Annotated in this window: 14 protein-coding genes; 11 read left to right on the top strand and 3 right to left on the bottom strand. The window is 61.8% G+C overall.

The genetic code is table 11. The features are described 5' to 3' along the window. Nucleotides 1-123: 123 nt before the first annotated feature. On the bottom strand, nt 124-792 hold the full coding sequence (locus C3Y91_RS23240) for an invasion associated locus B family protein (protein ID WP_024324030.1): 669 nt from the start codon (nt 790-792) through the stop codon (nt 124-126). 316 nt (nt 793-1,108) lie between these two features. Here C3Y91_RS23240 and coxB point away from each other — a divergent pair, with 316 nt between their 5' ends. The 6 genes from coxB to C3Y91_RS23210 all read left to right on the top strand — a co-directional run bounded on the left by coxB (nt 1,109) and on the right by C3Y91_RS23210 (nt 6,413). Next, nucleotides 1,109-1,993 (top strand): cytochrome c oxidase subunit II, encoded by an 885-nt coding sequence (gene coxB / locus C3Y91_RS23235; RefSeq protein ID WP_029768350.1) that lies wholly within the window; start codon nt 1,109-1,111, stop codon nt 1,991-1,993. A 17-nt stretch (nt 1,994-2,010) separates the two neighbouring features. Further along, nucleotides 2,011-3,711 carry a cytochrome c oxidase subunit I gene (gene ctaD, locus C3Y91_RS23230; RefSeq protein WP_018069101.1) on the top strand — a complete coding sequence of 567 codons (1,701 nt, stop codon included), beginning with the start codon at nt 2,011-2,013 and terminating at the stop codon, nt 3,709-3,711. A 66-nt stretch (nt 3,712-3,777) separates the two neighbouring features. Further along, complete coding sequence (locus C3Y91_RS23225; protein WP_168575833.1) at nt 3,778-4,728, top strand: heme o synthase; 951 nt, start codon at nt 3,778-3,780, stop codon at nt 4,726-4,728. Then, nucleotides 4,728-4,868 (top strand): cytochrome c oxidase system small membrane protein, encoded by a 141-nt coding sequence (locus C3Y91_RS23220; protein ID WP_018245093.1) that lies wholly within the window; start codon nt 4,728-4,730, stop codon nt 4,866-4,868. The genes C3Y91_RS23225 and C3Y91_RS23220 overlap by 1 nt, the downstream gene beginning before the upstream one ends. Then, complete coding sequence (locus tag C3Y91_RS23215; protein ID WP_168575832.1) at nt 4,865-5,473, top strand: cytochrome c oxidase assembly protein; 609 nt, start codon at nt 4,865-4,867, stop codon at nt 5,471-5,473. Before C3Y91_RS23220 ends, C3Y91_RS23215 begins: the two co-directional genes overlap by 4 nt. 61 nt (nt 5,474-5,534) lie before the next feature. Then, the gene (locus C3Y91_RS23210; RefSeq protein ID WP_018069105.1) at nt 5,535-6,413 is read left to right on the top strand and encodes a cytochrome c oxidase subunit 3; all 879 of its coding nucleotides are present in this window, start codon (nt 5,535-5,537) and stop codon (nt 6,411-6,413) included. Between the two features lie 303 nt (nt 6,414-6,716). Here C3Y91_RS23210 and C3Y91_RS23205 read toward each other — a convergent pair whose 3' ends face one another. Then, the gene (locus tag C3Y91_RS23205) at nt 6,717-7,358 is read right to left on the bottom strand and encodes a chloramphenicol phosphotransferase CPT family protein (protein ID WP_024324038.1); all 642 of its coding nucleotides are present in this window, start codon (nt 7,356-7,358) and stop codon (nt 6,717-6,719) included. A 238-nt stretch (nt 7,359-7,596) separates the two neighbouring features. On the opposite strand from C3Y91_RS23205, the gene C3Y91_RS23200 reads away from it, so the two are divergent. The 5 genes from C3Y91_RS23200 (at nt 7,597) to rnhA (ending at nt 11,278) form a co-directional block, all read left to right on the top strand. After that, entirely contained in the window at nt 7,597-7,977 is a 381-nt protein-coding gene (locus C3Y91_RS23200; protein WP_003557084.1) for a DUF983 domain-containing protein, read from the top strand. After that, entirely contained in the window at nt 7,970-8,725 is a 756-nt protein-coding gene (locus C3Y91_RS23195) for an SURF1 family cytochrome oxidase biogenesis protein (RefSeq protein WP_168575831.1), read from the top strand. Before C3Y91_RS23200 ends, C3Y91_RS23195 begins: the two co-directional genes overlap by 8 nt. Before the next feature lie 63 nt (nt 8,726-8,788). After that, a complete protein-coding gene (gene ispH, locus C3Y91_RS23190; RefSeq protein ID WP_003545997.1) occupies nt 8,789-9,790 on the top strand; it encodes a 4-hydroxy-3-methylbut-2-enyl diphosphate reductase in 1,002 nt (333 codons plus the stop codon). Between the two features lie 70 nt (nt 9,791-9,860). Further along, nucleotides 9,861-10,826 carry a homoserine kinase gene (locus C3Y91_RS23185; protein ID WP_130666655.1) on the top strand — a complete coding sequence of 322 codons (966 nt, stop codon included), beginning with the start codon at nt 9,861-9,863 and terminating at the stop codon, nt 10,824-10,826. Further along, nucleotides 10,823-11,278: a ribonuclease HI gene (gene rnhA / locus C3Y91_RS23180; protein WP_168575830.1), complete on the top strand. Its 456-nt coding sequence runs from the start codon at nt 10,823-10,825 to the stop codon at nt 11,276-11,278. Before C3Y91_RS23185 ends, rnhA begins: the two co-directional genes overlap by 4 nt. Before the next feature lie 281 nt (nt 11,279-11,559). On the opposite strand, the gene C3Y91_RS23175 is transcribed toward rnhA, so the two are convergent. After that, nucleotides 11,560-12,645, bottom strand: coding sequence for a zinc-binding metallopeptidase family protein (locus C3Y91_RS23175; protein WP_130661051.1), 1,086 nt, complete (start codon nt 12,643-12,645; stop codon nt 11,560-11,562). Nucleotides 12,646-12,775: the final 130 nt, after the last annotated feature.

Genomic DNA, 12,775 nt, shown 5'->3' with positions numbered 1-12,775 from the left:
AGGTGCATCGGTCTTCCATCCGCCACCGCAACAGGCATTACAGCGCCAGGAGCGGGTAAAGGGAAGTTACAAAGGTGCCGGCAGGCGGATGAGGGGCGGACCCACGGAAGCTGCCAATTGACCTCACGGCAGGGCGTCGAAACCTTCGGCGAAGCCCTTGAGGTCGACGGGGATGCCGATGCCTTCTTCCGGGGTCTGGAAGACGATGAAGGTGGCCTGGGCGCCGCTGCGGAAGGTCTTGAGCAACTCGTCCTCGAGCACGACTTCTGCATAGCAGCCGTCGGCGAAGCAGCGGACGAAATAGGCGCGGCCGATATCCTTGCCGTCGACATTGAGCCCCAGGCCGTTCGGCAGCAGCACGCCGAGCGGCGCCAGCACCCTGAGAATCTTCGACTTGCGGTCGGCCGTCTTCAGGACGACGACGGAAAGCCCGACCTCCGGCCGATCCTCGGCGATGACGTTTTGCATCAGCGCGCATTGTTCGGTCGCAGCGCCTGCCGGCTTGTCGCAGACGACAGACCATGCGCCATGATTGGACTTTACCGTGCCGGGCGCCGGCGGCTGCGTCTGGCCGGGCATCACCTGTTCGACATTCGGTTTGGCGGCGCTCGGCTGCTGCGGCGCAGGAGCAGGGGTCGGCGCCGTCGCCGAAGCGGGCGGCTTGGCCTGCGACGGGGTGGGCTGCTGCTGTGCGAAAACGGGCGTCGTCGCTGCGGCCGCGATGCTGGCAGTCAGGAGAAGTGACTGCGCGAGGGAACGGAAACCCATGGAAACCTCTGGATATCGAATCATTGCGGCTATTGTTGAAGCTGCCCACCAAAAATGAAAAGCCCCACCCCGTGAAAACCGGGGGACTGCGGCGGAAATTGGACCTTTGCGAAATAATGTGTCGCGCGCGGATTGGCCGGAAAGCCGATTTTTCATATGCTGATGAAAAACTTGGGATGTTTTGCCGTTCTGGCCTGCCTATGCTTTGAGCAAAAATGCCGCATAGACAATTGCTCTGACCTGTTGCGGCGAATGCCAAACTGTGGTTTGAAGCGCTGAAGATGGCAAGGATTCTGCGTTCTATTTTGCAGGTCAAGCGCTCGAGGGAGATTATAAGGTGATGAAGAAGGCTTATGCAGCCCTGACCACGCTGGTCTGTCTGCTTTTTGCTTCCGGCACATATGCCGACCAGCCCATGCCGTGGCAGGCGACGCTGCAGCCGGCGGCAACGCCGATCATGCGGGAAATCCACTGGTTCGAACAATATACCCTGTGGTTTATCGTTCCGATCACGCTCTTCGTTCTGGTCCTGCTCATCGTCGTCTGTTTCAAGTTCCGCGCCAGCGCGAACCCGGTTCCCTCGAAGACGAGCCACAACACGATGATCGAGATTGCCTGGACCGTGGGGCCGGTCCTGGTGCTTCTTCTGCTCGCCATTCCTTCGTTCAACCTGCTGACCGCGCAGCTGACGCTGCCGGAAAATCCCGACGTGACGATCAAGGCGACCGCCACCCAGTGGCAGTGGAACTACGAATATGAAGGTTCGGGCGAAAGCCCGCTCGCTTTCGATTCCTACCTGCTGAAGGATCAGGACCGCGCGGCCGCCGGCAAGGAAGACAAGTCGATCTATCCCAGACTTCTCGCCGTCGACAACGAACTGGTCCTGCCGGTCAACAAGACGGTCCGCGTTCTCGTGACCTCTGCGCCGACCGACGTCATCCACGCCTTCGCCATGCCTTCCTTCGGCGTCAAGATCGATGCCGTGCCGGGCCGCCTGAACGAGACCTGGTTCAGGGCCGAGCGCGAAGGCCTGTTCTACGGCCAGTGTTCCGAGCTCTGCGGCAAGGACCATGCGTTCATGCCGATCGCCATCCGCGTCGTCTCCGAGGACAAGTACAAGCAGTGGCTGACCGCAGCCGCCAGCGACCTGCCCGGCGCCTACAAGACACTCATGGCCGCAACCGATGGTCCCGCAAAGACCCTCGACGTCGCCGAAGCACAGTAATTAAGGGGATCGGGACAATGGCTGGACCTTCCGCTCACGACGATCATTCTCATGATCACGCCCATCATGACCACGCGCATGACGATCACCACGATCACGGGCACAAGCCGAGCTTTGCCAATCGCTGGCTGTTCTCGACCAACCACAAGGACATCGGCACGCTCTACCTGATCTTCGCGATCATTGCCGGCATCATCGGCGGCGCGCTGTCCGTCGCCATGCGCATGGAGCTGCAGGAACCGGGCATCCAGATCTTCCACGGCCTGGCCTCGATGGTCTACGGTTATGAAGGCGATGCCGCGATCGACGGCGCCAAGCAGATGTTCAACATGTTCACGACAGCGCACGCGCTGATCATGATCTTCTTCATGGTCATGCCGGCGATGATCGGCGGTTTCGCCAACTGGATGGTGCCGATCATGATCGGCGCCCCCGACATGGCCTTCCCGCGCCTCAACAACATTTCCTTCTGGCTGATCGTTCCCGCCTTCGCGCTGCTGCTGCTGTCGATGTTCGTCGAAGGCCCGGCAGGCGCTTATGGCACGGGCGGCGGCTGGACGATGTATCCGCCGCTGGCCACAACCGGCACGCCGGGACCGGCGGTCGATCTTGCGATCTTTGCGCTGCACATTGCCGGCGCCTCGTCGATCCTCGGTGCGATCAACTTCATCACCACGATCCTCAACATGCGCGCTCCCGGCATGACGCTGCACAAGATGCCGCTGTTTGCCTGGTCCGTGCTGATCACCGCCTTCCTGCTGCTGCTGTCGCTCCCGGTTCTGGCAGGCGGCATCACCATGCTGCTGACCGACCGTAACTTCGGCACCTCCTTCTTCTCTCCGGAAGGCGGCGGCGACCCGATCCTTTACCAGCACCTGTTCTGGTTCTTCGGTCACCCCGAGGTCTACATCCTCATCCTGCCGGGCTTCGGCATGGTCAGCCACATCATCTCGACCTTCTCGAAGAAGCCGATCTTCGGCTACCTCGGCATGGCCTACGCCATGGTCGCGATCGGCGCCGTCGGCTTCGTCGTCTGGGCCCACCACATGTACACGGTCGGCCTGTCGCTCGACGCGCAGCGCTACTTCGTCTTCGCGACGATGGTCATCGCCGTTCCGACGGGTGTGAAGATCTTCTCCTGGATCGCGACGATGTGGGGCGGCTCGATCTCGTTCCGCACGCCGATGCTCTGGGCGATCGGCTTCATCTTCCTGTTCACGGTCGGCGGCGTCACCGGCGTCCAGCTTGCCAATGCCGGTCTCGACCGGTCGCTGCATGACACCTATTACGTCGTGGCCCACTTCCACTACGTTCTGTCGCTCGGCGCCGTCTTCGCGATCTTCGCCGGCTGGTACTACTGGTTCCCGAAGATGACCGGCTACATGTACAACGAGCTGGTCGGCAAGCTGCATTTCTGGATCATGTTCATCGGCGTCAACCTGGTGTTCTTCCCGCAGCACTTCCTCGGCCTCGCCGGCATGCCGCGCCGCTACATCGATTATCCGGATGCCTTTGCCGGCTGGAACTATGTTTCCTCGATCGGCTCCTACATCTCGGCCTTCGGTGTGCTGATCTTCCTCTACGGTGTCTTCGAAGCCTTCGCCAAAAAGCGTGTGGCCGGCGACAATCCGTGGGGTGAGGGTGCAACGACGCTCGAATGGCAGCTGCCTTCGCCGCCGCCCTATCACCAGTGGGAACAGCTTCCGCGCATCAAGTAATTTGCGCGGACGTCAGGACGCCGCATTGATACGGCGTCCTGATGGTAAGACATTCAGGACGGAATGATGACGGTCATCGACAATCACGAGGTGCTTGCAAAGGACGGCGAATTGTCGGAAGCGAGTGCGCGCGATTATTTCGAATTGTTGAAGCCACGGGTCATGTCGCTCGTGGTCTTCACTGCCTTTGCCGGTCTCGTGCTGGCGCCGGGCCACATCCATCCCGTTCTCGGCCTGATCGCCATTCTCTGTATCGCCGTCGGCGCCGGAGCCTCCGGCGCGCTGAACATGTGGTATGACGCCGATATCGACGCCATCATGAGCCGCACCGCCAACCGTCCGATCCCGGCCGGCCGTATCGCGCCGTCCGAGGCTCTCGCCTTCGGCCTGGTGCTGTCAGGCTTCTCGGTGGTGATTCTCGGCCTGGCCGTCAACTGGCTCTCGGCCGGCATCCTCGCCTTCACCATCTTCTTCTATGCCGTGGTCTACACCATGTGGCTGAAGCGCTCGACGCCGCAGAACATCGTTATCGGCGGTGCCGCCGGCGCCTTCCCGCCGATGATCGGCTGGGCTTGCGTGACCAACAGCGTGACGATCGAGAGCACCGTTCTCTTCCTCATCATCTTCCTGTGGACGCCGGCGCATTTCTGGGCGCTTGCCCTCTTCAAGATGCGCGATTACGAGGCCGTCGGCGTGCCAATGCTGCCGAACGTCGCCGGCGAGCGGGTGACCAAGCATCAGATCGTCGCCTATGCGGTGCTGACCGCCGTCTGCGCGGTCTTGCCGTCCTTCCTCGGCTTTGCGAGCTTCGGTTATGGCCTCGTTGCCGCCACCCTCGGCGCGATCTTCATATACTGTTCCATCGCCGTCTGGCGCATGCCCGACGGCGATCCGAAGATGATCCCTGCGAAGAAGCTCTTCGGCTTTTCGATCTTCTATCTCTTCGCCGTGTTCTCCGCCTTGATGATCGACCGGCTGGCCCCGCTGCTGGTCTCGCATGCGGGAGGTTGGTTCTGATGGAATTGATCAAGCTCACCGAAGCACAGCGCAAGTCGCGCCGCAACCGCAACGTCGCCCTCGGGCTGGTGCTTGCCGGCCTCGTCATCCTGTTCTACGCGATCACCATCGTGAAGATCGGCGGGGGAATGGCTGGATGAGCGACAACGCCGGTACACCGAAGAAGCAGGGCCGCAACAACGGCGCCGTCGTGATGATGTGCCTGAGCTTCGTCTTCGGCATGGGCGCGATGAGCTATGCCGCCGTGCCGCTCTACCGCATCTTCTGCCAGGTGACCGGCTATAACGGCACGACGCAGCGCGTCGACCAGGTGTCGAGCGTCGTGCTCGACCGCACGATGCGCGTCACCTTCGACGCCAATGTCGCGCCCGGCCTGCAATGGGAATTCAAGGCGGTCCAGCGCGAGGTCAATCCGAAGATCGGCGAAACGATCCAGGTCAATTTCACCGCCGAGAATCGTTCGAACGAGACCCAGCGCGGCCAGGCGGTTTTCAACGTCACGCCGGGCGAAGCGGGCGTCTATTTCAACAAGGTGCAATGTTTCTGCTTTACGGAAACGGACCTGAAGCCGGGCGAAAAGCTCGACATGCCTGTCGTGTTCTACATCGATCCTGAAATCGTCAAGGCCGTGGAATCCAAGGATATCCATACGGTTACGCTGTCATATACGTTCTACCCGAAAGAGGGTCCGAAGCCGGTGGCTTCGAATGAGGGTGGAGCGGAGAAGATTGAAAAGAAACTTTGATCAAGGCTCGTTTCCGGCTATGCCGGGAGCGGAGTGAAGGAAGACATCCGGGGATAGCTACATGGCCGATGCTCACCAGAAGAATCACGACTATCACATCATCGATCCGAGCCCGTGGCCGATTATCGCTTCGCTCGGCGCCTTCATCATGGCGATCGGCGGCGTCTGCTACATGCGCTACCTGAACGGCGGTTCGTTCAAGGTCGCCGGTGCGGAACTCGCCAATCCCTGGCTCTTTTATATCGGCTTCGCGCTGGTTCTCTACGTGATGTACGGCTGGTGGGCCGATACGGTGAAGGAAGCCCATGAGGGCGCCCACACCCGCGTCGTCTCGCTGCACCTGCGCTACGGCATGATCATGTTCATCGCTTCGGAAGTGATGTTCTTCGTCGCCTGGTTCTGGGCCTATTTCGACGCCAGCCTCTATCCGAACGAAGCGATCCAGGCCTCGCGCCTGCTCTATACCGGCGGCACCTGGCCGCCGAAGGGCATCGAAGTTCTCGATCCCTGGCACCTGCCGATCTACAACACCGTCATCCTGCTTTTGTCGGGCACGACGGTCACCTGGGCGCACCATGCGCTGCTGCACAACGACCGCAAGGGCCTGATCCAGGGCCTGACGCTGACGGTGCTGCTCGGCGTGTTGTTCTCCAGCGTCCAGGCCTATGAATATGCCCACGCGCCCTTCGCCTTCAAGAATTCGATCTACGGCGCGACCTTCTTCATGGCGACCGGCTTCCACGGTTTCCACGTCCTCGTCGGCACGATCTTCCTGGGTGTCTGCCTGATCCGCGCGCTGCGCGGCGACTTCACCCCGAAGCAGCATTTCGGCTTCGAGGCGGCCGCCTGGTACTGGCACTTCGTCGACGTCGTCTGGCTGTTCCTGTTCTTCTGCATCTACGTCTGGGGCGGCTGGGGCGCACCTGTCGCAGCCGGCTGATCGGAACGAAACTTGAGAAAAGGTGGGCCTCGTGCCCGCCTTTTTTGTTGGCAAATCTCGTTTTGCTTGGCCTCGTGCCACGGCTGTTCGGTTCGCGCGGCTGCCCCTCACCCTAACCCTCTCCCCGTAAAAACGGGGAGAGGGGACGTGCCATACGAGACGCGAGAGGGGGACGGAGAGGGCGCGGCATGTCCCTTCGCCCCGTTTACGGGGGTCCGAAGGACGGTGCCGGCAGGCGGATGAGGGGCTGCCTTCGGCAATCTCTTCGGTCGAGGTAAGGCCGCCGTGCCCGCTTTTATCGCCTCAGCGCGCCCCGGCGATCCTTTCGAAAGCCGAGGGCTCGGGAATACCGAGATCCAACTGATGGCGGATCGCTTCGGCGCATTCGAGCGGTGTCAGCACTGAGGTATCGACCTCCATGTCGTAGATGCCGGGCCGATGCACCGCGTCCTGCCAGCGTTGCACCGGTTCCGGGACGGGTACGTCTTCGGTGGCGCTGAGATAAAGCGTCTCGCGCCCTTCTTGGACAATGTCGCGTCGCTGCATGATCGTCTCGATCGGACAGCGCACGCCGACGAACAGCACGGGAAAGTCTTCCAGTCGCCGGGCGCAATCGCCGAGGATGCCGAGCGGCTGCGAATAGCTGTCATGGTGGCCGAGATCGGCGATGACATTGAGGCCCAGGCTGGCATGGATGGCGATCGATTCGTAGAGCGCCGCATAAAAGAACGGCACCAGTTCCTCCAGGTCCGGCCGTTCGCCGCCCGGCCGCAGTCCGATGCCCGGCAGGTAGCGCTTCGGTGTCATGGCATTGTAGCTGTCGACGCCGAGGTTGATCCACGGCCCCTCGAAGTGTTCCTGTACTGCGCGCGCGATGCTTGATTTGCCGCTCCGCGGCGCGCCGTTCAGGATAATGATCTGCACGGAATGGCTATCATCGGTCATCAGTCTTCTTCTTCTTCTGTTTGGCGCGAATCACTACAGCGCCGCGCGACTTTTCAGACGCAGCAAGGACGCTGTAACACTTTGAATTGCTGATAGTTCCTCACATCGATTCCGATGTGAGGAACTATCAGCGGGACGAAATCACGCAGGCATTTCCCTTCGTCCTGCGAATACTTTATGGGAGAGTTAAGGCAGCATTGAAGAAGCCGCGGCCGCCAGGATCGCTATAAGGAATGCCATGAACGAGGACAGCGCCCATTTTCCGCCCGTCGATCCGGTGAAAACTGGCATCAAGGGCTGCTGCCCGCGCTGCGGCCAGGGCAAGCTGTTCGATGGCCTGCTCGGCGTAAAGCCGCGCTGCGCCGCCTGCGGCCTCGATTATTCCTTTGCCGATTCCGGTGACGGGCCCGCCGTCTTCGTCATTCTCATCGTCGGCTTCATCGTCATCGGCATGGTGCTGTGGCTGCAGGTGAATTACGGGCCGCCCATCTGGGTGCATATCCTGCTTTTTGCTCCACTGACGATCGTCCTGTCGCTGCTGACGCTGCGCTGGTTCAAGGGCATCCTGATCGCCATGCAATACCGTCATAATGCCCGCGAAGGACGCCTGAGTGACTGAAATAGTGCATGTAACGCCGCGCCGCCGGCTGCCGGTTCTCACCGGCATCCTGGTGCTGATCGCCCTTGCCATCCTGATTTCGCTCGGCACCTGGCAGGTGGAACGCCTCCACTGGAAGGAAGGCCTGCTCGCCGATATCGCCGCGCGGCAGGCAGCAAGCCCCGTGCCGCTTGCCGACATCGAGGCTATGGCGGCGACAGGCGGCGACATCGAATACCGCAAGGTCACCGCCAGCGGCCGCTATATCAACAACAAGGAGCGGCACTTCTTCGCCACCTGGCGCGGCCAGACCGGCTATTACATCTATACCCCGCTGGAGCTTGCCGACGGGCGCATTCTCTTCGTCAACCGCGGCTTCGTTCCCTTTGATAACAAGGAGCCGGAAATGCGCATGCAGGGCCAGTTGACGGATCAGCAGACCGTCACCGGCCTGGCGCGCGAAAAGCTTCCCGGCAAGCCCTCCTGGGTGGTGCCCGACAACGACGTCGCCAAGAACATCTTCTACTGGAAGGATCTCGACGTCATGGCCGCGAGCGTCGGGCTGGAGAAAGCGAGCGTCATTCCCTTTTTCGTCGATGCCGATTCCACCCCCAATCCGGCCGGCCTGCCGATCGGCGGCGTCACCCAGGTGGATCTGCCGAACGACCATCTGCAATATGCTTTCACCTGGTACGGGCTTGCCGCCGTGCTGGTCGTCGTGGTGGCGATCTCCTGGTTCCGCAAGGGCGCCAAGACACCTCAGCAATAGTATCACTTCAATTCTCGACCATATTGGGCTAGAGGTCGCTAAATCTCTCAACCCGGAACAGACATGAATATTGCGGCGAAACCTCCTTTGACGATCAGGCTCTGCGGCCCGCGCGGCTTCTGCGCCGGCGTCGACCGCGCCATCCAGATCGTCGTGCTGGCGCTGAAATCCTATGGCGCGCCGGTCTATGTGCGCCACGAGATCGTTCACAATCGCTATGTCGTCGAGGGGCTGGAGGCCAAGGGCGCCGTCTTCGTCGAGGAGCTGGACGAGATCCCGGCCGAACATCGCGCCCAGCCGGTGGTCTTCTCCGCCCATGGCGTGCCGAAATCCGTGCCGGAGGATGCGGCAAGCCGCAACCTCTTCTATCTCGACGCCACCTGCCCGCTGGTTTCCAAGGTCCACAAGCAGGCGATGCGCCACAATCGCCTCGGCCGCCATGTCGTGCTCATCGGCCATGCCGGCCATCCCGAAGTGATCGGCACGATGGGGCAATTGCCGGAGGGGTCCGTCTCGCTGATCGAGACGATTGAGGATGCCGATGCCTATGTCCCTGTTGATCCCGATAATCTCGGCTATGTCACCCAGACGACGCTGTCGGTCGACGATACCGCCGGCGTCATCACCCGCCTGCACGAGCGCTTCCCGAACCTGACGGCGCCGGCAGCGGACTCGATCTGTTATGCGACGACCAACCGCCAGGAAGTGGTGAAGCAGGCAGCCCCGGGCTGCGATCTCTTCATCATCGTCGGCGCGCCGAATTCGTCCAATTCCAAGCGCCTCGTCGAAGTGGCGCTCAGGGCAGGGGCGAAGAAATCCATTCTCGTGCAGCGCGCCGCCGAGCTCGACTGGGACGAGATCGGCGCGATTTCGACGCTCGGCCTCTCCGCCGGCGCCTCGGCCCCCGAGGTCATCGTCAACGAGATCATCGAGGCTTTCCGCGCCCGCTTCGACGCCCGCGTCGAACTGGCCGAAACGGTGCAGGAAACCGAAAATTTCCTCGTCAACCGCGAACTGCGTAGCATCGAGCTGACGGCGGCCGACATGGCTTTCGTCAACGGTTAGATCGGCCTTTCGGCCTGGCGTCCACTCCGGCAAATCCAATATCAACAAGGCATGAAGGGCGAGACCTCACTTGGCAGTCTATACCGATATCGCCGAAGACGATCTGAAATGGTTCCTGACGGAATATGACGCAGGCACGCTGCTTTCCTACAAGGGCATTGCCGAAGGCGTCGAAAACTCCAACTTCCTGCTTCACACCTCCAAGGACCCGCTGATCCTGACGCTCTATGAAAAGCGGGTGGAAAAGAGCGACCTGCCTTTCTTCCTCGGCCTGATGCAGCATCTTTCCGCTCGTGGCCTGTCCTGCCCGCTGCCGCTGCCGCGCCGCGACGGCGCGCTGCTCGGCTCGCTGTCCGGCCGTCCGGCGGCGCTGATCTCCTTCCTCGAAGGCATGTGGCTGAGAAAGCCGGAGGCGAAGCACTGCCGCGAGGTCGGCAGGGCGCTGGCCGAGATGCATGTGGCGGGCGACGGTTTTGAGCTGAAGCGGGCGAATGCGCTGTCGATCGACGGCTGGCGGGGGCTGTGGGAGAAATCCGAGGCGCGCGCCGGCGAGGTCGAGCCTGGCCTGCAGAATGAGATCCGCAGCGAACTCGATTTCCTCTCCGCCGCCTGGCCGAGTGGCCTGCCGGCCGGCGTCATCCACGCCGACCTCTTCCCCGACAACGTCTTCTTCCTCGGCGACCAGCTCTCCGGCCTGATCGATTTCTATTTCGCCTGCAACGACCTGCTCGCCTATGACGTCTCGATCTGCCTGAATGCCTGGTGCTTCGAGAAGGACGGCGCCTATAACATCACCAAGGGCACGGCGATGCTCGAGGGTTACCAGAGCGTCCGGCCGTTGAGCGACGCCGAAATCGCTGCCCTGCCGGTGCTGTCGCGTGGGTCGGCGCTGCGGTTCTTCCTGACCCGGCTCTATGACTGGCTGACGACGCCTGAGGGAGCCATGGTCACCAAGAAGGACCCGCTCGAATATCTCCGCAAGCTGCGGTTCCACCGCCAGATCAAAACGCCGGCCGAATATGGATTGAGCCTATGAAACACGTCGATATTTTTACCGACGGCGCATGCTCCGGCAATCCCGGCCCCGGTGGCTGGGGCGCCGTGCTGCGTTATGGCGACGTCGAAAAGGAGCTTTGCGGCGGCGAGGCGGATACGACCAACAATCGCATGGAACTGCTGGCGGCGATCTCGGCGCTATCGGCCTTGAAAAGCCCTTGCGAGGTCGATCTCTATACCGACAGCGCCTATGTCAAGGACGGCATTTCCAAGTGGATTTTCGGCTGGAAGAAAAACGGCTGGAAGACCGCCGATAAGAAGCCGGTGAAGAATGCCGAGCTCTGGCAGGCGTTGGAGGCGGCCCGCGACCGCCACAAGTTGACGCTGCACTGGGTCAAGGGCCACGCCGGCCACCCGGAAAACGAACGCGCCGACGAACTCGCCCGCCGGGGCATGGAGCCTTTCAAGAAGGGCAAGGCGGTTTCGTTTTAAGTAGCGGCCGTTTCCTCGAGCTCTTGACGGAGAAGAGAGGAATACGGCGCTGCCACACACCTCTTCTCCCCAGCGGGGGTCCGAAGGACGGGTCGAGACCCGCGGCTCGACCCCGGTCGGTGCCGGCAGGCGGTTGAGGGGGTGAGCGGCAAAGCCGCGAATGCGCTGAGCGTTAGCGAAGGGCAATGAATGGTGTGCTGTGCGGCCCCCTCATCCGACCCTTCGGGCCACCTTCTCCCCGCGGGGGAGAAGAGGGAGCCAGCAGCGCGCCCGAACCTCTTTCAAGCCGCCTGCTGCTGCGGCGCCGTCGCGGCGCCCTGGATCAGCCGGTGCAAATATTCGAGCTTGGCCACGACGGGCGAGGACAGCACGAAGGGGTAGGAGTCCGGCTGGCCCATGCTGCGCTGGATGGCGTTGATCGCCAGGCTGAGCGGCACCCAGGCGCTGACCAGCTGTTCGGCGCTTCTTGCCCGGTAAGGGATGAAATCCACCTCGCCTGATATTTCCTCATGGCCGCTCGGATCGATGGCGATGCCGAAGGCGCGCGCGGTTTCGAGCGTATCGACGATATGGAGGTAATGCGCGAAGCATTCGGCGAAATCCTCCCAGGGGTGCGACGCCGCATAGGCGCTGATGAAATTGTCCTGCCATCCCAAGGGCGCGCCGCCGGCATAATGGTTCTGCAGGGCTGTCGCATAATCCTGCCGTTCGTCGCCGAAGACCGTGCGGAAATCGGCAAGGCCGCCCCGATCGCGCACCAGTTTATTCCAGATGAAATGGCCGGCCTCGTGGCGGAAATGGCCGAGCAGCGTGCGATAGGGTTCGTTCATCGAGCTGCGCGCCTGTTCGCGCGTCGCATCGTCGGCCTCAGCGGCGCGGATGGTGATCAGGCCTTCCTCATGGCCGGTCATGGCCGGCACGATATAGCCGTTGCTCTCTATCGAATCCTCGAGGAAATCGAAGACCAGGCCGCCTTGCGGATCTTGCGCCCGATCCGGATGCGGCAGCTTCCAGCGCAGCAGCGAATAAAACAGATGACGCTGCGCCTGGCTGATGCGCCGCCAGCGATCGATGCCGTCCTGGGTATCGGTGTTCGGAACCAGCCGGTTATGGCGGCAGGCAACGCAGAATTCACTCTCGCCGTCGCCGTCCACCAGCCAGTTGCAGATGTCGAGGCCGGCATTGGCGCAGAAGCGGACGTCGCGATCGGGATCGGAAACGAGCTGCCAGAGCGTCTCGTCGCGCGGCTCCAGCGCATGCATCGCCAGATCGCCTGGCAGGAAGCCGAGGCGATGGTTGCAACGCACGCATCGACGGTTGTCGAAGTGGACGACCTGATCGCAATTGTCGCAGGCAAAAAGCTTCATCTTGTCTATCTCTGCAAAGCATGAGGGTGGGGGATCAAAAATGCCTGCCGCGCGAGGGGCGCAGCAGGCATGGTGATAAAGGATGAGCGTCTACTGCGCATTCCTTAACTCGGAATCACAGCGTCTTTGC

Source organism: Rhizobium ruizarguesonis (genome assembly GCF_012349115.1).
Classification (GTDB): domain Bacteria; phylum Pseudomonadota; class Alphaproteobacteria; order Rhizobiales; family Rhizobiaceae; genus Rhizobium; species Rhizobium ruizarguesonis.
The sequence above is the reverse complement of the archived record's forward strand: the minus strand, read 5'-3'. Positions and strand labels throughout refer to the sequence as shown.